Origin of the sequence: Streptomyces sp. NPDC047453 (assembly GCF_040643155.1) — a bacterium.
Lineage (GTDB): Bacteria > Actinomycetota > Actinomycetes > Streptomycetales > Streptomycetaceae > Streptomyces.
Genome location: NZ_JBEYTS010000008.1, coordinates 147,452 through 167,123 on the forward strand (window position 1 = coordinate 147,452; position 19,672 = coordinate 167,123).

The 19,672-nt window shown below is 70.2% G+C and carries 20 protein-coding genes and 1 pseudogene; 2 read left to right on the forward strand and 19 right to left on the reverse strand.

What is annotated here, in order from left to right; translation table 11 throughout:
• Positions 1 to 125 precede the first annotated feature (125 nt).
• From tatC to ABZ818_RS10730, 10 genes are all read right to left on the reverse strand, one after another.
• The gene (gene tatC, locus ABZ818_RS10685; protein WP_361412838.1) at positions 126 to 1,067 is read right to left on the reverse strand and encodes a twin-arginine translocase subunit TatC; all 942 of its coding nucleotides are present in this window, start codon (positions 1,065 to 1,067) and stop codon (positions 126 to 128) included.
• Positions 1,068 to 1,116: 49 nt separating this feature from the next.
• Positions 1,117 to 1,422 (reverse strand): Sec-independent protein translocase subunit TatA, encoded by a 306-nt coding sequence (tatA, locus tag ABZ818_RS10690; RefSeq protein WP_361412839.1) that lies wholly within the window; start codon positions 1,420 to 1,422, stop codon positions 1,117 to 1,119.
• A gap of 258 nt (positions 1,423 to 1,680) precedes the next feature.
• On the reverse strand, positions 1,681 to 1,875 hold the full coding sequence (locus ABZ818_RS10695) for a hypothetical protein (RefSeq protein ID WP_361412840.1): 195 nt from the start codon (positions 1,873 to 1,875) through the stop codon (positions 1,681 to 1,683).
• A gap of 9 nt (positions 1,876 to 1,884) precedes the next feature.
• Positions 1,885 to 2,178, reverse strand: coding sequence for a hypothetical protein (locus tag ABZ818_RS10700; protein ID WP_361412841.1), 294 nt, complete (start codon positions 2,176 to 2,178; stop codon positions 1,885 to 1,887).
• On the reverse strand, positions 2,175 to 3,260 hold the full coding sequence (locus ABZ818_RS10705) for a WYL domain-containing protein (RefSeq protein WP_361412842.1): 1,086 nt from the start codon (positions 3,258 to 3,260) through the stop codon (positions 2,175 to 2,177). Before ABZ818_RS10705 ends, ABZ818_RS10700 begins: the two co-directional genes overlap by 4 nt.
• Positions 3,261 to 3,279: 19 nt before the next feature.
• The gene (locus ABZ818_RS10710) at positions 3,280 to 4,308 is read right to left on the reverse strand and encodes a WYL domain-containing protein (protein WP_361412843.1); all 1,029 of its coding nucleotides are present in this window, start codon (positions 4,306 to 4,308) and stop codon (positions 3,280 to 3,282) included.
• Positions 4,309 to 4,447: 139 nt separating this feature from the next.
• Entirely contained in the window at positions 4,448 to 4,819 is a 372-nt protein-coding gene (locus ABZ818_RS10715) for an FKBP-type peptidyl-prolyl cis-trans isomerase (protein ID WP_361412844.1), read from the reverse strand.
• Between the two features lie 91 nt (positions 4,820 to 4,910).
• Entirely contained in the window at positions 4,911 to 5,918 is a 1,008-nt protein-coding gene (locus ABZ818_RS10720) for an FKBP-type peptidyl-prolyl cis-trans isomerase (protein ID WP_361412845.1), read from the reverse strand.
• Between the two features lie 141 nt (positions 5,919 to 6,059).
• Positions 6,060 to 7,421: a Pup--protein ligase gene (pafA, locus tag ABZ818_RS10725; protein WP_019754142.1), complete on the reverse strand. Its 1,362-nt coding sequence runs from the start codon at positions 7,419 to 7,421 to the stop codon at positions 6,060 to 6,062.
• A gap of 9 nt (positions 7,422 to 7,430) precedes the next feature.
• On the reverse strand, positions 7,431 to 8,699 hold the full coding sequence (locus tag ABZ818_RS10730) for an MFS transporter (RefSeq protein ID WP_361412846.1): 1,269 nt from the start codon (positions 8,697 to 8,699) through the stop codon (positions 7,431 to 7,433).
• A gap of 123 nt (positions 8,700 to 8,822) precedes the next feature.
• On the opposite strand from ABZ818_RS10730, the gene ABZ818_RS10735 reads away from it, so the two are divergent.
• Entirely contained in the window at positions 8,823 to 9,839 is a 1,017-nt protein-coding gene (locus ABZ818_RS10735; RefSeq protein WP_361412847.1) for a LacI family DNA-binding transcriptional regulator, read from the forward strand.
• Positions 9,840 to 9,921: 82 nt separating this feature from the next.
• Here ABZ818_RS10735 and prcA read toward each other — a convergent pair whose 3' ends face one another.
• The 6 genes and pseudogenes from prcA to arc form a co-directional block, all read right to left on the reverse strand.
• On the reverse strand, positions 9,922 to 10,674 hold the full coding sequence (gene prcA / locus ABZ818_RS10740) for a proteasome subunit alpha (protein WP_361412848.1): 753 nt from the start codon (positions 10,672 to 10,674) through the stop codon (positions 9,922 to 9,924).
• Positions 10,675 to 10,735: 61 nt separating this feature from the next.
• Positions 10,736 to 11,581 (reverse strand): proteasome subunit beta, encoded by an 846-nt coding sequence (gene prcB / locus ABZ818_RS10745; RefSeq protein ID WP_361412849.1) that lies wholly within the window; start codon positions 11,579 to 11,581, stop codon positions 10,736 to 10,738.
• Positions 11,533 to 11,724, reverse strand: a pseudogene (locus ABZ818_RS10750) (endonuclease domain-containing protein); the annotation flags it as partial. The pseudogene ABZ818_RS10750 and the gene prcB, both read right to left, overlap by 49 nt.
• Positions 11,725 to 11,979: 255 nt before the next feature.
• Positions 11,980 to 12,198 carry a ubiquitin-like protein Pup gene (locus ABZ818_RS10755; RefSeq protein WP_225076130.1) on the reverse strand — a complete coding sequence of 73 codons (219 nt, stop codon included), beginning with the start codon at positions 12,196 to 12,198 and terminating at the stop codon, positions 11,980 to 11,982.
• A gap of 180 nt (positions 12,199 to 12,378) precedes the next feature.
• The gene (gene dop / locus ABZ818_RS10760; protein WP_361412850.1) at positions 12,379 to 13,890 is read right to left on the reverse strand and encodes a depupylase/deamidase Dop; all 1,512 of its coding nucleotides are present in this window, start codon (positions 13,888 to 13,890) and stop codon (positions 12,379 to 12,381) included.
• A gap of 233 nt (positions 13,891 to 14,123) precedes the next feature.
• The gene (gene arc / locus ABZ818_RS10765) at positions 14,124 to 15,890 is read right to left on the reverse strand and encodes a proteasome ATPase (RefSeq protein WP_361412851.1); all 1,767 of its coding nucleotides are present in this window, start codon (positions 15,888 to 15,890) and stop codon (positions 14,124 to 14,126) included.
• Between the two features lie 243 nt (positions 15,891 to 16,133).
• Between arc and ABZ818_RS10770 the strand changes: the two genes are divergently transcribed.
• The gene (locus ABZ818_RS10770; RefSeq protein WP_361412852.1) at positions 16,134 to 16,439 is read left to right on the forward strand and encodes a ferredoxin; all 306 of its coding nucleotides are present in this window, start codon (positions 16,134 to 16,136) and stop codon (positions 16,437 to 16,439) included.
• A 57-nt stretch (positions 16,440 to 16,496) separates the two neighbouring features.
• Here the strand turns inward: ABZ818_RS10770 and ABZ818_RS10775 are convergent, their stop codons facing one another.
• From ABZ818_RS10775 to ABZ818_RS10785, 3 genes are all read right to left on the reverse strand, one after another.
• Positions 16,497 to 17,075 (reverse strand): hypothetical protein, encoded by a 579-nt coding sequence (locus tag ABZ818_RS10775; RefSeq protein ID WP_361412853.1) that lies wholly within the window; start codon positions 17,073 to 17,075, stop codon positions 16,497 to 16,499.
• 174 nt (positions 17,076 to 17,249) lie between these two features.
• Positions 17,250 to 18,152, reverse strand: a complete 903-nt coding sequence (locus tag ABZ818_RS10780; RefSeq protein ID WP_361412854.1) for a tRNA (adenine-N1)-methyltransferase — start codon at positions 18,150 to 18,152, stop codon at positions 17,250 to 17,252.
• 50 nt (positions 18,153 to 18,202) lie between these two features.
• Positions 18,203 to 19,672: site-2 protease family protein (locus tag ABZ818_RS10785; RefSeq protein WP_361412855.1), on the reverse strand; the 1,470-nt coding region annotated here is incomplete at its 5' end.

Below are 19,672 nucleotides of genomic sequence, written 5' to 3' on the forward strand. Positions count from 1 at the left end.
TGTTGGGCCCGGGCCCGCCCCCCCCCCCTTCTCCGCATTATTTCCCCGCGGGCCGGCGCTCCGATTACCCCGCGGGGGGGGGGGGGGGCCCCCCCCCCCCCCGACCGGGAAACCTGCGGTGGTGATCAGGTCGCGTCGTCGTACCCGTTGACCCGGTCCGTCTGTTCGGGCAGGGCGCGGCGGGTGGTGACGGGTTCGACCTCGCCGATCTCCTCGGGGGTGAGGTCGAGTTCGGAGGCCTCGTCGTCCGACGGTCCCAGGGCCGCCAGGCGGTCCTTTCGGCGGTCGTTGAACAGGGCGATGATCACCGCGATGAAGTACAGCCCCCAGATCGGCGCCGCCAGCGCCAGCATCGTCAGGGGGTCGGCGCTCGGCGTGGCCACCGCGGCGAACGCCGTGATGCCGACGACCATGCCGCGCCACCAGCCGAGCATGCGCTTCCCGGACAGGATGCCGGTGAGGTTGAGCATGACGAGCAGGAGCGGCATCTCGAACGAGAGGCCGAAGACGACCACCATGCGCGAGACGAGGTCGAGCAGGTCGTCCAGCGGCAGCAGGTTGTCGACGCCCGAGGGGGTGAAGCCGATCAGCACCTTGGCGGTGGTGGGCAGCACGTTGTAGGCGAGGAAGCCGCCCCCGAGGAAGAGCGGCACGCCCGCGCCGACGAAGGCGTAGGCGTACTTCCGCTCGTGCCTGTGCAGGCCGGGGGCGACGAACGCCCACAGCTGGTAGAGCCAGACCGGCGAGGCCAGCACCACGCCGGCCATCAGCGACACCTTCAGTGCCAGGGTGAAGGGCGCCAGCAGACCGTTGATCGTGAGGTGTGCGCAGGTGGTGCTGCTACCCGATTTGGACAGTTCCTCGAAGGACTGCCCACACCCCACCGAGCTGAGCACCGGCTTGGTGATGAAGTTGACGATGTCCTTGTAGAAGAAGGCGGCGACGATCGTCACGACCAGGATCGCCAGGACACCTTTCCCCAGCCGGTTGCGCAGCTCACGGAGGTGATCCGCGAGCGACATCCGCCCCTCGGGGTCCTTCTCCTTCTTGCGGGCGGACTTGAGCAACCCACATCCTCATCTCGTGCAGCGGACCGGAAGGGCTCCGGTCCTCCCGTCAGCGCTGAGTCGTGTCCGTCGGCTCGTTGACCGGGCGCGAGCTGGTCACATCACCGGGCGCGGCCTGGATGGTGCGCTGGGCCGAGGACTGCTGGGACTGCTGCTCCTCACCGGCCGGAGTCGCCGAGTTGGCCGCGGTGTTCGACTTCGCTTCGTCCTTCATCGCCTTGGCCTCGCTCTTCAGGATGCGCGCGGACTTGCCGAGCGAGCGCGCCATGTCCGGAAGCTTCTTCGACCCGAAGACCAGGACGATAACCAGAACCAGGAGCACCAGATGCCACGGCTCAAGTGCGTTGCGGAACATAAAGTCTTCACCTTCTCACTGAGGCGGGGCGTCGGGCATGTCCGACCACTCGGACAGGTGTCTGACCATCGTGCTGGCAGCGATCGTAACGTCCGGGGGTGAACGCTGAGCAATCCCCGTGCGTACTCCTGCTGGGCGACCCGTGCCTCTTGGTGCGGGCCATGACCAGCAGCGTACCCGGCCATAGGGGCTGGATGGCAGGGCGAGACGATCGAAAGCGCACGATGTTCGGGACTTCCCGGACTTTCCCGGCAGGACTCACCGCGACTCCAGCGACCGGGCGGCGCTCAGGCTCGCCCGCTCCAGGTCCTCGGCGGCCCGGTTGATGCGCCGCGCCGACTCCGAGACCTGCCGGCCGAGGCGCTGCGCCTCGACGAAGACCCGCACGGCGAGCACTCCGAGGACGGCCAACCCCACGAACCCCGCGGCCACCGCGAACATCGCCCAGAACATGAGCCGAGCCTAGAGGGTCGAGTGCAGGCGCAGCGTGCTGACCCCGCCGCCGGTGAGCAGTTCGACGATCCGCTCGCCGGCCGGCTTGCGGACCGCGGCCCCGCAGTCGGGGCAGGTGAACGAGTAGAAGGTGGTGCGACTGCTGGCGCCGACGACCAGGCGCAGCGCGCTCGCGCCGAGCTCGAACCGGCCCCGGCAGTCGGGGCAGCCCGCCCGGAACACCACCGGAGTCACGCTCCGCATCCCGGCGAACGCCGCCGCCACCGACATCTCGCGCACCCCAGCCGTCGCCGACTCGCTCAAAGCCCCTGCTCCTGCCTGTCGTACCGACCGTCGTGAACCACGTCCGCACCCCGGGGCTCTCCCGCCGCCACGGCGTCCGCGGGGGCCCCGGCCCCGTCGTTCGCCGGCTCGTAGGCCGCCAGGGCCTCACGGGCCGCCTGCCGGGCGCTGTCGGCCAGCTCCCGCGGGGCGACGATCCGGCCGTCCCGGCCCAGGCGCAGCGCCAGCCGCCTGAGCGACGCCGGATCGGGCGTGCGCAGAGTGATACGCAGCCCGCCGTCGGGAAGCTCATCGGCGCTGTCGTGCGGGTAGTACTCGGCGACCCAGCGGCCACCGGGACCGACCTCGACGACCACCTCCGGATCCTCCGCGGCCGGCTGGACCAGGGCCTGCGACAGGTCGCGCAGCTCCATCTCCGGCGGCGCCGAGGGCTCGTCGAGGATCTTGATCTCGGCGACCCGGTCGAGCCGGAAGGTGCGCCGCGCCTCGGAGCGGCGGCACCAGGCCTCCACATAGGTGTGCCCGACGCTGACCAGACGGATGGGGTCGATCTCGCGCTCGGTGACCTCGTCGCGGGCCGGCGAGTAGTAGCGGATCCACAGCCGGCGGCGCTCGGAGATCGCCCGGTCCACGTCGGCGAAGACCCCGCCCTCGGACTCGAAGGTCACCGACAGCCGGGAGCTGGCCCCGGCGGCCTCTCCGGCCGCGGCCTCCACCTTGGCCGTGGCCCGCAGCAGGGCCTGCCGGTCGCTCTCCCGCAGTCCGGGCAGCGTGGCCACCGCGCGGGCCGCCACCAGCAGCGCGGTCGCCTCGTCGGCGGCCAGCCGCAGCGGCTCCGCCGCCTCCGCCCCGAGCGCGGCGGGGTTGTGCCACCAGATGCGCTCGCCGTCGGTGTCGATGTCGAGCAGATCGCCGCCCCGGAAACTCGTACCGCACATGGGCAGTACGTCGAGGTCGGAGACCAGTTCGTCCTCGGTGATGCCGAAGGCGCGCGCCACGTCCTCGATCCGGGCACCGGGACGCTCCCTGAGATACGTCACCAGGGAGAGCATCCGCCGGGTCTGGTCGATGGCGCTCGCGGGCCTGACCGGTTTGCCTGCCACAGTGTCGCTCCGCTCCCCCTCAGCCCCCGGCCACGGCACGCAGCCGGTCCAGCACGTCCGCCCGCAGCTCGGCCGGCTCCAGAACCACGACGTCCGGTCCGAACTCCACCAGCCAGGCGTCCAGCCCGTGCCCGTACGGGATGTCCAACTCGTCCCAGCCGTCTCCGAGTTCCCGCACGGCGGTGGCCTTCGCCCGAAGGGGGTACCCGGCGTCGGCGCGCAGCCGGATCCGCGCGGAGCGGTCGGCGCTCTCGCCCGCCCAGCTCGCCACGGTCTCGCGGACGGTGACGACGTCCGGGACCGGCGCGGTGAAGCCGCTGCCCCGTGAGCGGACCCTGCCGGTGATCCTGGAGAGCCGGAAGACCCGCTCGGCGCCGCGGTCACGGTCGAAACCGGCCAGGTACCAGTGGCCGCGCCAGCACTCCAGCGCCCACGGCTCGACGTGCCGGGTCCCGGGCTGGGCGGCGTTGGCCTTGCGGTAGTCGAAGGCGACCGGCCGGCGGTCGCGGCAGGCGAGCATCAGCGGCTCGAAGGCGGCCTCGTGCACCGGGATGCGCGGCTCCAGCGCGCCGTGCGCCTCGTAGGGGTCGACGTCCTCGGGCAGCCCGGCGGCGCGCAGCTTCTGCAGGGCGCCGCTGGCCGCCCCGGCCAGCCGGGCCTGCTGCCAGACCTTGGCGGCCAGACCGAGCGCGGCGGCCTCCTCGGCGTCCAGGGTGATGGGCGGCAGCCGGTTGCTGTCCCGGCGGGCCAGGTAGCCGACCTCGCCGTCCAGGCTCTCGACGGTCTCGATGACCAGCCCGAGCTCACGCAGGTCGTCCTTGTCCCGCTCGAACATGCGGTTGAAGGAGTCGTCGGACGCCGCGGTGGCACCCTTCTCCGACCCGGAGGCCACGCTTCTGTCGCGGCCGGAGGCCGCACCCCTGTCCCGGCCGGAGGCCTCGACGTAGGCCTCGATGGACTCCCGCAGCTCGCGCTTGCTCAGCGGCCGTCGCGTCCCGAGCAGGCACAGCGCCAGGTTCATCAGCCGCTCGGCCTTGGCAATGGCCATCGACGCCCTTCACCTTCCGTATGGTCCTTACGACCGATGACCGTACCGCCCCACAGCGTACGGACAAAAGCCGAGGCCCATGCCCGGACAGGCATGGGCCACGGATGATCGGATCCCGCACGGATCCGATGCGCGACGATCAGACCGCGACCAGGTCGCAGACGAAGATCAGCGTCTCGCCCGGCTTGATCCGGCCACCCGCGCCGCGGTCGCCGTAGGCGAGGTGCGGCGGGATGGTCAGCTGGCGGCGCCCGCCGACCTTCATGCCCTGCACACCCTGGTCCCAGCCGGCGATGACCTGGCCGACACCCAGCTGGAAGCGGAGCGGCGTACCGCGGTTCCAGGAGGCGTCGAACTCCTCGCCGCTGGAGAAGGCCACGCCGACGTAGTGGACGGCGACGGTGTCGCCGGCCTTGGCCACCGGCCCGTCGCCCTCCCAGATCTCCTTGATCTCGAGATCCGCCGGGGGCTCGCCGCCCGGGAAGTCGATCTCGGGCTTCTCGATGCTCACGTGTTTCTCCTGCTCATCTACGACAAGGCAACCTGCACAGTCTTACATCCCCGCCGACTGCGCGCCCGCGCCGGGAGACCGTGGCGCGGCGCTACATCGCCGCCAGGATGTCCACCGTGAAGACCAGCACCGAGTCCTTCTTGATGCCGCTGTTGGGGGGCGGGTTGTCGCCGTAGCCCAGGGCCGGCGGGACGACGATCAGGACCCGGCTGCCGACCTTCTTGCCGGCCAGTCCGTCGGCCCAGCCCTTGACGACCTGCTGGAGGGAGAACGAGGTCAGCGCATCGCGCTTGTACGTCGAGTCGAACTCCTTGCCGCCGTCCCACAGCACGCCCTTGTACTGGACGAGCACGGTGTTCTGCGGCTTGACCACGGGGCCGTCGCCCTCGATCACGTAGTCGGCCACGAGCTTCTTGGGCGCGGCCGTCTTGGGCACGGCGACGGACGGGGCCGCGCCGTCGGTGTTGGTGCCGACCTTGGGCAGGTCGGCGTTGTCCTGGGCGACCGTCTTGCCCTTGGCCGAGCTCTTGGAGTTGAAGGTGTCCTGGAGGTCGACGACGAAGACCAGCGTGTCGGTGCCCTTGATCCCGGCCTGAGCGTTGCCCTGCGTGCCATATCCCCAGGTGGGCGGCACGGAGAACAGGACGCGGCTGCCCACCTTCTTGCCCGCGAGGGCATAGCGCCAGCCGTCGATGATCGTGCCCTGGGCGAGCTGGATGACCAGGGGGGCCTTGCGGTCGTAGGAGTTGTCGAAGAGCTTCGCTGAGTTCCAGATCTGGCCCAGGTAGTGCGCCTGGACGTAGTCGTTCTCCGCGATGGTGCGGCCGCCGCCCGCGATCACCGTCTTGACGGCGATGTCCTTCGACGGGTCACCACTGCCCTTGGCGACGGTCGGCTTCTCGCCGAACTTCGTGCCCGCGGTGATCGCCGGCAGCGGCCCGGAGACGATCTTCGGCGAGGGCGCCGCGGACGGCTCGGAGGGCGACGGCGACGGCGACGCGCTCTCGCTGGCCTTGCTCGAATCGGTCTTGTCGTTGCCGCAGGCGGCCAGAGTGACAAGTCCCGCGGGTACGGAAAGAAGAAGTGAGCGTCGGCGCACGGTGGGAGCCTCGTAATCGGTCGATCTTCTGATGGCGTGCGCGCAACTCTACGTCGTGAGCGGGGCGCCGTACGGTGAACGCACGGCGCCCGTGTGGCGTTCCGGTTCTCGTGCCGAACCGCCGTCCTCGTCCCGCCGGGCTCACATTCCGGCGATCAGCTTCTCCACCCGGTCGTCCACCGAACGGAACGGGTCCTTGCACAACACCGTGCGTTGTGCCTGGTCGTTGAGCTTGAGGTGCACCCAGTCGACGGTGAAGTCCCTGCGCTGTTCCTGCGCCCGCCGGATGAAGTCGCCGCGCAGCCGTGCCCGAGTGGTCTGCGGCGGGACCGACTTGCCCTCGAAGATCTTCAAGTCGTTGCAGATCCGGGCGGCTTGGCCCTTCTTCTCCAGCAGGTAGTACAGGCCACGACGGCGGTGGATGTCGTGGTAGGCGAGGTCTATCTGGGCGACCCGCGGGTGCGACATGGTCATGTTGTGCTTGGCCCGGTACCGCTCGATGAGCTTGTACTTCATCACCCAGTCGATCTCGGTGCCGATGCGGTCGAGGTCCTCGCTCTCGATCGCGTCCAGCGTGCGGCCCCACAGCTCCAGCACCTGCTCCACCGTGCCGGTGCGGATACCGCGCCGCTCGCAGAAGTCCACGGCCTTCTCGTAGTACTCCCGCTGCACCTCAAGGGCGGAGGCCTCACGGCCGCTGGCAAGGCGCACCTTGCGGCGGCCCGTGATGTCGTGGCTGACCTCGCGGATCGCCCGGATCGGGTTCTCCAGGGTCAGGTCGCGCATCACCGTGCCCGCCTCGATCATGCGCAGCACCAGATCGGTCGCGCCCACCTTGAGCAGCATCGTCGTCTCGGACATGTTGGAGTCGCCGACGATGACGTGCAGCCGCCGGTAGCGCTCCGCGTCCGCGTGCGGCTCGTCGCGGGTGTTGATGATGGGCCGCGAACGGGTGGTCGCCGAGGAGACACCCTCCCAGATGTGCTCGGCCCGCTGGCTCACGCAGTACACCGCCCCGCGCGGGGTCTGCAGCACCTTGCCCGCCCCGCAGAGCAGCTGCCTCGTGACCAGGAACGGGATGAGGATGTCCGCGAGACGCGAGAACTCTCCGTGCCGTGCCACCAGATAGTTCTCGTGGCAGCCGTAGGAGTTGCCCGCCGAGTCGGTGTTGTTCTTGAAAAGGTAGACGTCGCCCGCGATTCCCTCCTCGTGCAGGCGTCGCTCCGCGTCCACCAGGAGTCCTTCGAGAATGCGCTCGCCGGCCTTGTCGTGGGTGACCAGTTCGATCACATTGTCACACTCGGGTGTCGCGTATTCCGGGTGTGACCCCACATCGAGATAGAGCCGGGCGCCGTTTCGCAGAAAGACATTGCTGCTGCGGCCCCATGACACGACACGGCGGAAGAGGTACCGCGCCACCTCGTCAGGCGACAGGCGGCGCTGTCCCCTGAACGTGCACGTGACGCCGTACTCGTTCTCCAGCCCGAAAATGCGGCGGTCCATGACTGAACATTACGCCCGATCCTCTGCGCTCAAACGGGGTTCGGCAGCACGATTTGGATCATTTTCCGATGAAGCGGCAACCACCGCCCGTCCAGCGGGAGCTGTGAGGACCCGCCCGGTGACCAGCAACACCAGCAGCGACACGGCCCCGGCGGCGCCCGGCACCGCGAAGCCCCAGAGCGCGCCGCCCTCCTCGACCACCGGGCCCGCGACACCCGTTCCGACGGACGCGCCCACGGTGAACGTCGTCACCAGCCAGGAAAAGGCCTCGGTCACCGTGCCGGCCGGAGCGTGCCGATCCACGATGATGAACGCGCAGGCGATGCACGGCGCCAGGAACACCCCGGCCAGCACCGTCAGCGCCACCATGGCCACCGCCCCGGGCATCAGCAGCAGCGGCAGGTAACACACCGCCAGAAGACCCACCAGCAGGCGCAGTCGCCGCTCGGGTGCGCCCGCCCACTGGCGCGCGCCGTAGACGGCACCGCCGACCAGCGCGCCCAGCCCCAGGGCGGCCATCAGCCAGCCGTACACCGCGTCCCCGCCGTGGTCGTCGGCGTAGGGCACCGCCGCCACCGTGATGGAGCCCATGGCGACACCGACGAAGAGGAACGCGCCGAGCAGCGCCAGCAGACCGGGCGAGCGCAGCGCGCCCAGCCAGTGCGCCTCCCGGGGCGCCGAACGCCAGGCCCGCGAGGGCGGCGAGACGACCACGGACAGCGCGCCCAGCACGCCGACGGCGTTCAGCACCACCAGCGCCGCCTGGGCCGACCACAGCGAGACGCAGAGGGTCACGAGCAACGGGCCGACGGTGAACATCACTTCCTGCGCCACGGCGTCCATCGCGTACGCCGTGTGCACCTGGCCCTCCCTGCGCAGCACCGAGGGCCACAGCGCCCGCAGCCCGCCCTCCAGCGGCGGCGTGAAGAGCCCGGCCGCCGCGACGGCCGTGTACGCCACGGCGGGTGGCTGGGTGCCGTTCAGGGCGAAGACCGTCATCGCCAGCGCCGCGGCGAGCGCGGCGGGCAGCTGGACGCGGGGCTGCCCGTACAGGTCCACCAGGCGCCCGAGCACGGGCTGGCCCACCGCGTTGGCCACGCCGTACACCGCCGCCAGCGCCCCCGCGAGGCTGTACGTGCCGCCCTCCGCGCGGACGAACAGCACGATGGCGATCGCCGCGGTGGCGTTGGGCAGCCGCCCCACAAGGGTGCCGGTCAGCAGCCGGGCGGCGTGCCTCGCCCTGAGGATCTCCAGGTATCCCCCGAATCCCACGGCCATCGCCTGCCTTCCACTGGTTCGCCCGAGGTAGTGCTGGAGCAACCTCTGGTGTTACGTATAACGTCCTCGGTCATACGTACCATGTGCGCTGTTCACCAGTCCAGACGAAGGAGCGTGCCCGCGGTGGCACCAAGCAGCACGCGCCCCACCAGCCGTGACGTCGCGCACGCCGCCGGGGTGTCCCAGGCCGCCGTCTCCCTGGTCCTCGGCGACAAGTGGCGCGGCCGGGTGTCGCAGGCGACCGCCGAACGGGTGCGCCGGGCGGCCGAGGAACTCGGCTACCGGCCCAACCTCGCCGCCCGCAATCTGCGGCTCGGCCGTACCCGGACCGTCCTCCTGGTCGTCCCCGCGCTGACCACCGAGTTCTTCGCCGGCGTCTACACCGGCGCCGCCCGCGTCGCCGCCGAGCACGGCTTCGGCGTCGTCCTCTACCCCTCCCCCGAGGGCATCGGCCCGGCCCGGAACCCGTTCGCCTCGGCCCAGGCGGCGCTGGACGGCGTGATCGCCTCCTCCATGGCCGCCGACGCGCTCACCGCGATCCGCGGCGACCAGCTGCCGCTGGTCATGCTGGACAGCGACCCCGCGGGCAGCCTGGGCGCCGCGACCGTCAACCTGGACATCGCCGACGGCGTACGCCAGGTCGCCGACCATCTGCTCGGGCTCGGTCACCGGCGCTTCCTGCACCTCGCGGCGGACGTGGCCTCCTGGACCTTCGAGGTCCGGGCGAGGGAGCTCGGCGCCCGGGTGGGCGCGGTGCCCGGCACCTCGGTGCGCACCGCCCGCGCCCCCATCTCCATCGAGGACGCCAGGGCCGCCACCGAGGCCGCCCTGAGCACCCTCGGGCCCCGGCCCACCGCGTTGGTCTGCGACGACGACAAGCTCGCCGCCGGCGCCTACAAGGCCCTGCGCCGCGTCGGCCTGCGCGTGCCCGACGACGTCTCCGTCACCGGCCTCGACGATCTCGCCCTGGCCACCGCCATCGACCCCGAGCTCACCACCGTGCGGCTGGACGCCGAGCTGTTCGGCGAACGGGGCATGCACGCCCTGCTGGCCGTCCTGGAGGGCCGCGCCCCCGCCGGCGGGGACATCCCCGTGGAACTCGTGGTACGGGGCTCCACGGCGCCGCCCGGCCCCTCCTGAAACCGCCCAGCCGCCCGAAAACGTCCGGTGCCCCGGCCTTCCAGCAGGCCGGGGCACCCGGGAACGGGGCTGCCGAGCGGGACTACTTCTCCTCGGAACCGTCTTCCTCGGCGCTCTCCGCCTCGGTCGCCGCACCGTCGGCCTCGAGCAGCCTGCCCAGCTGACGGCCCACGATGCGCTTGAACTTGCGCTTCTGCGGACGCGTACGGTCCAGCACCGCCACCTCCAGGCGCTCGGCGGGGATCTCCCGCTCGCTGCCGTTGGTGTCACGGGACAGGGCCTGCACGGCCAGCTTCAGCGCCTCGGCCAGCGACATGCCGTCCTGGTGGCGCTGGTCCAGGTAGCCGCTGATCTGCTCGGCGTTGCCGCCGACCGCGACCGAGCCGTGCTCGTCCACGATCGAACCGTCGTGCGGCAGCCGGTAGATCTGGTCGCCGTCCGGGGTCTCCCCCACCTCGGCGACCACCAGCTCCACCTCGTACGGCTTCTCGGCGGCGCTGGAGAAGATCGTGCCCAGCGTCTGGGCGTACACGTTCGCCAGGCCGCGGGCGGTCACGTCGTCCCGGTCGTAGGTGTAACCGCGCAGGTCGGCGTAGCGGACGCCGCCGATGCGCAGGTTCTCGTACTCGTTGTACTTGCCGGCGGCCGCGAACGCGATCCGGTCGTAGATCTCGCTGAACTTGTGCAGCGCGCGGGACGGATTCTCACCGACGAACACGATTCCGTCGGCGTACTGCAGCACGACCAGGCTGCGGCCACGCGCGATGCCCTTGCGGGCGTACTCCGCCCGGTCGGCCATGGCCTGCTGAGGTGAGACATAGAACGGCGTCGACACCGGTTATCCGTCCCTTTCTGTAGAAGTCACTGGATCACCCCGAACAAGAACCGGGCGCCGGCTACAGCAGCGCGGCCCGCGGGCCGTCCGGCTGCTCCAGGCGCCGCTGGAGCACCGAGCGGGCGATCTCCGAGGACTCGTCCTCGGTGAGCCGGCGGAATCCGTCCTCGGTGATCACGGTGACGATCGGATAGATCCGGCGGGCGACATCGGGACCACCGGTCGCCGAGTCGTCGTCTGCCGCGTCGTACAGGGCCTGGACCACCAGCGTCGTGGCCTCGGCCTCGGTCAGGTCCTCCCGGAAGAGCTTCTTCATGGCGCCGCGCGCGAAGATCGAGCCGGAGCCGGTGGCCGCGTAGCCGTGCTCCTCGGAACGGCCACCCGTCACGTCGTAGGAGAAGATCCGGCCCTTCTCGCGGTCCAGGTCGTACCCCGCGAAGAGCGGGACCACGGCCAGTCCCTGCATGGCCATGCCCAGGTTGGAACGGATCATGGTCGACAGCCGGTTCGCCTTGCCCTCCAGTGAGAGCTGCGTCCCCTCGACCTTCTCGAAGTGCTCCAGCTCCAGCTGGAACAGCTTCACCATCTCCACCGCCAGACCGGCGGTGCCGGCGATACCGACGGCCGAGTACTCGTCCGCCGGGAACACCTTCTCGATGTCCCGCTGCGCGATCACGTTCCCCATCGTCGCCCGCCGGTCACCGGCCAGGACGACGCCGCCCGGGAAGGCCGTCGCCACGATGGTGGTGCCGTGCGGTGCCTCGACCACCCCCTGGGTCGGCGGCAGCTGCCGCTTCCCCGGCAGCAGCTCCGGCTGGTGCTCGGCGAGAAAGTCCATGAACGAGGCGGACCCAGGCGTCAGGAAGGCGGCCGGTAGACGCCCGGTGCTACGAGTGTTGGCTTCCACGCGTTTCCTTCCGGGTAGTCGGCAGCTCGGTCCACCGCTTCGGGATCGTCCCTCAACAGGCCGAGGCCGGAGTTGCAGTTGATGCACAGTACGCCACGGACCCTACCCGCCTCGCGGCGGTGATCCACATGATCGGCGGAAGCCCTGAAGCCGCTCCCGACGAGCCCCTCACCGAGCCCCCGCGCGGGCGGCCGGCGCCCGGAAACGAAGGCCGCGCGCGGTACGGCCTCACCGCACCGCACGCAGTCCCTCGCCAACCGGCTCGTCCGCCACCGCTCCACGCGCCTTCCCTTCGATTCTTCGGCCCCGGGAAAACCAGGGAATCCAAGGGACCCGGGGAATCCAAGGACGCGGAGGAACCGAAGGAAGAAGCGGCTTACTGACCGCTTATCGGGCTTTTACTGACCACCCTTTTGCACGAAGGACCGCACGAAGTCCTCTGCGTTCTCCTCGAGGACGTCGTCGATCTCGTCGAGGACGGAGTCCACGTCGTCGCTCAGCTTCTCGTGGCGTTCCTTGAGGTCGTCCGTGGCCTGCGCGTCCTGGGACTGTTCCTCGATCTCCTCGGTGGAACGCGTGGCCTTCTGCTGCCCGCCGCCGGTGTCCTTCGTTGCCATAACCCTCACCCCGCTCAGTTCGCCCGACATGGTCGGCATTACGGCCGATCGGTGATGTTCCGACCCTACAAGCCGGGTCCGACATCGGCCCCGCACTTTCTCCAACGTACGAGGGCCACCTCGATGATTCCCGGCGCCGGGGATTTCCACCCTGGAAGACCCGTCCGGTCCGGGATCCGCTCAGCCGCCGGAGAGCACCCTGACCAGGTCTTCGGCGGTACGGCAGCGGTCGAGGAGCTCCTTGACGTGATTACGCGTTCCGCGAAGCGGTTCCAGGGTTGGGACGCGCTGGAGCGAGTCCCGGCCCGGCAGATCGAAGATCACCGAGTCCCAGGAGGCCGCGGCGACGTCGTCGGCGTACTGCTCCAGGCAGCGGCCGCGGAAGTACGCGCGCGTGTCCTCCGGCGGCTTCCTGCGGGCCCGGTCCACCTCGGTCTCGTCCAGCAGGCGCTTGATGCGGCCCCGGGCCACCAGGCGGTTGTACAGGCCCTTGTCGGGGCGTACGTCCGCGTACTGGAGGTCGACGAGGTGGAGGCGGGCGGCGTCCCAGTCGAGGCCGTCACGGCGCCGGTAGCCCTCCATGAGCTCCCGCTTGGCGACCCAGTCCAGCTCGCCGGCCAGGCTCATGGGGTCGTTCTCGAGCCGGTTGAGCGCGTCCTCCCAGCGGGACAGCACGTCCTTGGTCTGCTCGTCGGCGTCCGCGCCGAACCGCTCCTCCACGTACTTGCGCGACAGCTCGTAGTACTCCATCTGGAGCTGCACCGCGGTGAGTGTCCGGCCGCTGCGCAGTGTGATCAGGCGCTTGAGGCCCGGGTCGTGCGAGACCTGGTGGAGCGTGCGTACGGGCTGGTCGACGGCCAGGTCCACGGCGATGAAGCCGTCCTCGATCATGGACAGGACCAGGGCGGTCGTGCCCAGCTTGAGGTAGGTGGAGATCTCGGAGAGGTTGGCGTCGCCGATGATCACATGCAGGCGCCGGTACTTCTCCGCGTCGGCGTGGGGCTCGTCACGCGTGTTGATGATCGGCCGCTTGAGTGTGGTCTCCAGACCGACCTCGACCTCGAAGTAGTCCGCGCGCTGACTGAGCTGGAAGCCGTGCTCGTGGCCGTCCTGGCCGATGCCGACACGGCCGGCGCCCGTGATGACCTGACGGGAGACGAAGAAGGGCGTGAGGTGGCGCACGATGTCGGAGAAGGCGGTCTCCCGCTTCATCAGGTAGTTCTCGTGCGTGCCGTAGGAGGCGCCCTTGTTGTCGGTGTTGTTCTTGTAGAGGTGGATCGGCTGGGCGCCGGGCAGCTGGGCCGCCCGCTCCGCGGCCTCGGCCATGATCCGTTCGCCGGCCTTGTCCCACAGGACGGCGTCGCGCGGGTTGGTGACCTCGGGCGCGCTGTACTCCGGGTGGGCATGGTCGACGTAGAGCCGTGCGCCATTGGTGAGGATGACGTTGGCCAGGCCGATGTCCTCGTCGGTGAGCTGGCTGGCGTCGGCCGCCTCGCGGGCGAGGTCGAAGCCCCGGGCGTCCCGCAGCGGGTTCTCCTCCTCGAAGTCCCAGCGGGCCCGGCGCGCCCGGTGCATGGCCGCCGCGTAGGCGTTGACGATCTGGGATGAGGTGAGCATGGCATTGGCATTGGGGTGGCCGGGGACGGAGATCCCGTACTCCGTCTCGATGCCCATTACTCGCCGTACGGTCATGCGGCCCTCCTTGCCCGGCGGCACCCTCGGTCGTGGGCGTCGCTCAAGTACCGCTGATGCCCGGGTGCCTGTGCGGTGCCCGTCCCCGCACTGCGCAACCCGGCGGTACGAAAGAGCCTAGAACGCCTTTGCGCTGGTGGGGAGATCATTTGCGTCATTGCCTGCTCCATGCGGTGGCCCGGAAACAGCGGACTGCGGGTACCCCGTGGAGGGCACCCGCAGCCACCCTGCTTTTACAGGTACTGACCGGTGTTCGCCACCGTGTCGATGGAGCGTCCGGTGTCCGCGCCCTGCTTTCCGGTGATGAGGGTGCGGATGTAGACGATCCGCTCGCCCTTCTTTCCGGAGATCCGGGCCCAGTCGTCCGGGTTGGTGGTGTTGGGAAGGTCCTCGTTCTCCTTGAACTCGTCCACGCAGGCCTGGAGCAGGTGGGAGACGCGGAGACCCTTCTGGTTCTTCTCGAGGAAGTCCTTGATCGCCATCTTCTTGGCGCGGCCGACGATGTTCTCGATCATGGCGCCGGAGTTGAAGTCCTTGAAGTAGAGGACTTCCTTGTCGCCGTTGGCGTAGGTGACCTCCAGGAAGCGGTTCTCCTCGGTTTCGGCGTACATGTGCTCCACCGCGGTCTGGATCATGCCCTGGACCGTGGCGTCCTTGGCGCCGCCGTGTTCCGCGAGGTCGTCCGAGTGCAGCGGGAGGCGCTCGGTGAGGTACTTCCCGAAGATGTCCTTCGCCGCCTCGGCGTCCGGGCGCTCGATCTTGATCTTCACATCGAGGCGGCCGGGCCGCAGGATGGCCGGGTCGATCATGTCCTCGCGGTTGGAGGCGCCGATCACGACCACGTTCTGGAGGCCTTCCACACCGTCGATCTCGGCGAGCAGCTGGGGGACGATGGTGTTCTCCACGTCCGAGCTGACACCGGAGCCGCGGGTGCGGAAGAGAGACTCCATCTCGTCGAAGAAGACGATCACGGGGGTGCCCTCGCCGGCCTTCTCACGGGCACGCTGGAAGACGAGGCGGATCTGCCGCTCGGTCTCGCCGACGTACTTGTTCAGCAGCTCCGGGCCCTTGATGTTGAGGAAGAAGCTCTTGCCCGCCGCCTGCCCGGTAACCTCGGCGACCTTCTTGGCGAGCGAGTTCGCGACGGCCTTGGCGATGAGCGTCTTGCCGCATCCGGGGGGCCCGTAGAGCAGGACGCCCTTCGGCGGGCGCAGCTCGTGCTCCTTGAAAAGGTCCGGGTAGAGGTACGGCAGCTCCACGGCGTCGCGGATGGCCTCGATCTGGTTGCCGAGGCCGCCGATCTGCTCGTAGCCGATGTCGGGCACCTCTTCGAGGACGAGTTCCTCGACCTCGCTCTTGGGCACGACCTCGTAGACGTAGCCGGACCTGGGTTCGAGCAGGAGCGCGTCGCCGGGGCGGATGGTGACGTCCAGTAGCGGCTCGGCGAGCCGTACCACCCGCTCCTCGTCGGTGTGCCCGAGCACCAGGGCCCGCTCGCCGTCCTCGAGGATCTCCTTGAGGGTGACGATGTCGCCGACGCGCTCGAACTCCATGGCCTCGACCACGTTGAGCGCTTCGTTGAGCATCAGTTCCTGGCCGCGCCTGAGCTCGTCGAGCTCGACGCTGGGGCTGACGTTCACCCGGAGCTTGCGGCCGCCGGTGAAGATGTCGGCGGTGCCGTCCTCATTGGCCTGGAGGAAGACGCCGAAGCCGGCCGGCGGCTGGGCGAGCCGGTCGACCTCTTCCTTGAGGGCCACGATCTGGTCGCGGGCCTCGCGGAGCGTATTCGCGAGCCGTTCGTTCTGCGCGGACACGCCGGCCAGGTTGGTCTGCAACTCGACGATCCGCTCTTCGAGAATCCTCGTGTGACGCGGAGAGTCGGCGAGCTTGCGGCGCAGGACGGCGATCTCCTGCTCAAGGTAGGCGATCTGCCCGGCCGGGTCGTCGGACCCGCGTCCCGGGCGGATGCCGCGGTTCATGTCGTCGTCGTGGGCTGCCACGGTCCTCACCTCCTCCAAGGGGAGCTGGACGCTTCCAGACCCTACCTGGGTGGGTGTCGATTGAAACCCCTAGATCACAAAGACTGTCGGGGTGTGTCCGATCTTCACCCTTGCGCTCTCCCTCACGCCAGGGGAATACCCACCGAACATGATTGGAAAGCGGGCAGAGGTAGGGTCGACACGTTCAACACCCGTCAGAGCTGGCCGGATTCCCGTACGGCTCGACGTGATACGGCAGGAGAGATGACCGTGCAGCAGCGGACCTCGGACGGTGGCGAGGCACTGGAGGTCTGGATCGACCAGGACCTGTGTACCGGCGACGGCATCTGCGCGCAATACGCGCCGGAGGTCTTCGAGCTGGACATCGACGGTCTGGCCTATGTGAAGACCCCGGAGGACGAGCTCCTTCAGGAGGCGGGAGCGGCAACGCCCGTGCCGCTCCCGCTTCTCACGGACGTGGTGGACTCGGCCAAGGAGTGCCCCGGCGAGTGCATCCACGTGCGCCGCGTTTCGGACAGGGTCGAGGTGTACGGACCTGACGCGGAGTGACGGCTCCGGCGCGAGGCGTCACCGTTGTCTGTTTTCTCACATTTTCAGCGAGTGCGGTCAGACACCGCGCGCCCCGGCGTCCGCGGAGCGGACGAACGCGCCGTTCTGCCACTGCCACTTCACGCTGTCCTTGAGGTCGGGGCAGCAATTGGGCACGTCGGGCGAGGAGTAGCCGAGCAGGGTTGCGGTAACGGCGCCGTCGCGGACGGCGAAGTCCGTGACCGAGTACCGGTCCTTGACCTCGACGAGGGTGGCGACCACGCGGGGCTCGGCGGCACCGGCGGCCTGGGTGAGGACGTAGACGGCGTCGGGCGGGGTGCCCATGGGGGCGTCGCAGTGCACGACGGCCACGGTCTCCGGTCTGCCGTCCCCGTCGAGGTCGCCGGAGGCCTTCTTCGCCACCACGGCCCGCACCGGACCGCAGTCGATCGGGAAGGTCACGCCGGTGGTGCTCGGGGCCGGCCCGGTAGCGGGGGCGGAGTTCGCGCGGGTGCCCTGCGGCTGGGCGGCCGTGGCCGAGCCGGGCTGCACGAGCGAGGAGAGGGCGACCACACCGGCGACCGCGGTGGCGGTGGCCATCCAGTGGATGGGGCGGGTATGCGTGTGGGCCAGTTCCGGAACGGCGGATTGCTGCACTAGGAGCATCTCCTGCGAGGGCTGTGCCGGTGGGGGTGGCCAGCATCGTGCCACACGTCACAGTGCGGGGGAACGGCGGGGTGGGGATCAACGTGAGGGCGCCGTGCCGGAGTTCCCCGCGGTCGTCGGGAACTCCGCCACGGCGCCCCTGTGTTGTGTGCGGGACGGGACGCGTCAGCGGGCGGCGCCGCCGTCGGCGTTGGGGCCCTCGTAGTCGTCGCCGTAGGCGCCCTTGGCGGGCCGACGGCGGCGCATGGGCGGCTCGACGCCGTCCGCGAGCCGGCGGGCGGTGAGCAGGAAGCCGGTGTGGCCGATCATGCGGTGGTCCGGGCGGACGGCCAGGCCCTCGATGTGCCAGTTGCGGATCATCGTCTCCCAGGCGGTCGGCTCGTTGAAGCAGCCGATCTCGCGGATGGACTCCACGGTCCGGGCGAGCTGGGTGGTGGTCGCGACGTAGCAGCACAGGATGCCGCCGGGGACGAGCGCCTTGGAGACGGCCTCCAGGCACTCCCAGGGGGCGAGCATGTCGAGGATGACGCGGTCGACGTCGGTGTCGGAGAGGTTGTCCTGGAGGTCTCCGACCGTGAGCTGCCAGGCGGGGTGCGGGCCGCCGAAGTAGCGCTCCACGTTCGCCTGCGCGATCTCGGCGAAGTCGGCGCGGCGCTCGTAGCTGTGCAGCATGCCCTGGTCGCCGATGGCCCGCAGCAGGAAGCTGCTGAGCGAACCGGAGCCGACGCCGGCCTCCACGACGCGCGCGCCGGGGAAGATGTCGGCGAAGGCGAGGATCTGCCCCGCGTCCTTGGGGTAGACGACGGCTGCCCCGCGGGGCATGGACAGGACGTAGTCGGGGAGCAGGGGGCGCAGCGCGAGGTAGGCGACGTTGCCGGTGGTGCGGACAACGCTGCCCTCGGGTGCGCCGATCAGTTCGTCGTGCGGGAAGGACCCCTTGTGGGTGTGGAAGTTCTTCCCTGCTTCGAGCGTGAACGTGTAGTGGCGGCCCTTGGGGTCGGTCAGCTGTACCTGGTCCCCGACCTTGAAGGGCCCGCGGCGGCGGGCGGCACCGGTCGGTTCGGACATGTGACCAGCCTACCGGTCCCCGGCGGGCCCTCCGACCACGCTGACGGGCCCTACGCGGAGGCCGACGGGCGGGCCATGGCCTTCACGAAGGCGCGCTCCACGTCGGCCGCGGACAGCACGCCGTAGATCTCTCCGGTCTCCTCCACCACGAGGTACTCGGTCGCCGGGGTGGCGCGCAGCACGTCCAGGAGGTCCTCTCCGGCGAGTTCGACGGAGACGCGCATGCCGTCGGTGAGCTCCTGGGCGAGTTCGCTGGCGTAGACCCAGGGGCGGCGGTGCTCGGGTACCCCGACGATGGCGGACTCGCGGACGAGGGAGAGCGGCTCGCCGTGGCCGTCGACGACGACCAGGGCGCGGGCGCCGGAGGCGTTGGCGCGGCGCAGGGCCTCGGCCAGGGAGGTGTTGCCCTCGACCGGGACGGCGCGGCGGGTGAGGGCGCGGGCGCGCAGTTCGGGGAGGTGCTCGCGCAGCCGGGCCATGCGCAGGCTGTTGCCGGCGCCGGTCCAGATGATCGCGGCCAGGATGGCGGCGAGCAGAGCGTTGGTGACGGTGCCCATGCCGACGCTGTCCTCGGCGGTGGGGCCGAGGGCGCCGGACTGGGTGACCAGGGGCAGTCCGATCAGGACGGCGACCGCGAGCGCGCGGCCGACCCAGGCGGCGGCGATGGTGCCGCTCATCGGCCTGCCGGTGATCTTCCAGACGACGGCGCGGAGCATGCGGCCGCCGTCGAGGGGCAGGCCGGGCAGCAGGTTGAAGGCGGCGACGATGAGGTTCGAGATCATCAGGCCGGCCAGCAGGACACCGGGGACCGTGCCGCGCTCGAGGGGCCGCAGGGCGGCGTAGAAGACACCGGCGAGGACCAGCGAGAGCAGCGGGCCGACGAAGGCGAGGACGAACTCTCGGCCGGGGGTCTCGGCCTCCTTCTCGATCTCGGAGACACCGCCGAAGAACTGGAGCTGGATGCGCCGGACCGGGAGCTTGAAGCGGAGGGCGGCGATGGTGTGCGCGAGCTCGTGGACGAGGACGGAGCCGTAGAAGGCGACCGCGAAGAACAGGGCGACGAGGTAGCGGGCGGCACCGAGTTCGGGCAGCACCCGGTCGAGCTGTCCGCCGAACACCCAGGTGATCAGCGCGGCCACGAGGAACCAGCTGGGCGCCACGTACACCGGCACCCCGAAGGGCCGCCCCATGAGGAGCCCACCCCTGAGGTCGCTCGGGCGCCGCGGCGGCTCCTGTCCGGCCCCGGAGCGAGCGAGAGCGCGGTCGGGGTGGGACTCGGGGCGGGTGCGGTCGCCGGGAGCGGGGGCGGGGCCCTCGATACGGGTACCGGCTTCGCGTCCGGCGGCCGGGTCACCGCCGTGGGCGTAACCGCGCTCGGGGTGGGCGTCGGGGCGGACGTCTTCGGTGGCGGGGGGCTCCTGCGAGGTGTCGCCGGGGCGGACGTCTTCGGCGGCGGGCGGCTCCTGCGAGGTGTCGCCGGGGCGGACGTCTTCGGCGGCGGGCGGCTCCTGCGAGGTGTC

Excerpts from the sequence above, each read along its gene's own strand:
- tatA (WP_361412839.1), bottom strand. The coding sequence starts at position 1,422 with ATGTTCCGCAACGCACTTGAGCCGTGGCATCTGGTGCTCCTGGTTCTG.
- ABZ818_RS10695 (WP_361412840.1), bottom strand. The coding sequence starts at position 1,875 with ATGTTCTGGGCGATGTTCGCGGTGGCCGCGGGGTTCGTGGGGTTGGCC.
- ABZ818_RS10710 (WP_361412843.1), bottom strand. The coding sequence starts at position 4,308 with ATGGCCATTGCCAAGGCCGAGCGGCTGATGAACCTGGCGCTGTGCCTG.
- pafA (WP_019754142.1), bottom strand. The coding sequence starts at position 7,421 with ATGGACCGCCGCATTTTCGGGCTGGAGAACGAGTACGGCGTCACGTGC.
- ABZ818_RS10730 (WP_361412846.1), bottom strand. The coding sequence starts at position 8,699 with ATGGCCGTGGGATTCGGGGGATACCTGGAGATCCTCAGGGCGAGGCAC.
- ABZ818_RS10755 (WP_225076130.1), bottom strand. The coding sequence starts at position 12,198 with ATGGCAACGAAGGACACCGGCGGCGGGCAGCAGAAGGCCACGCGTTCC.
- dop (WP_361412850.1), bottom strand. The coding sequence starts at position 13,890 with ATGACCGTACGGCGAGTAATGGGCATCGAGACGGAGTACGGGATCTCC.
- ABZ818_RS10770 (WP_361412852.1), top strand. The coding sequence starts at position 16,134 with ATGACCGTGCAGCAGCGGACCTCGGACGGTGGCGAGGCACTGGAGGTC.
- ABZ818_RS10780 (WP_361412854.1), bottom strand. The coding sequence starts at position 18,152 with ATGTCCGAACCGACCGGTGCCGCCCGCCGCCGCGGGCCCTTCAAGGTC.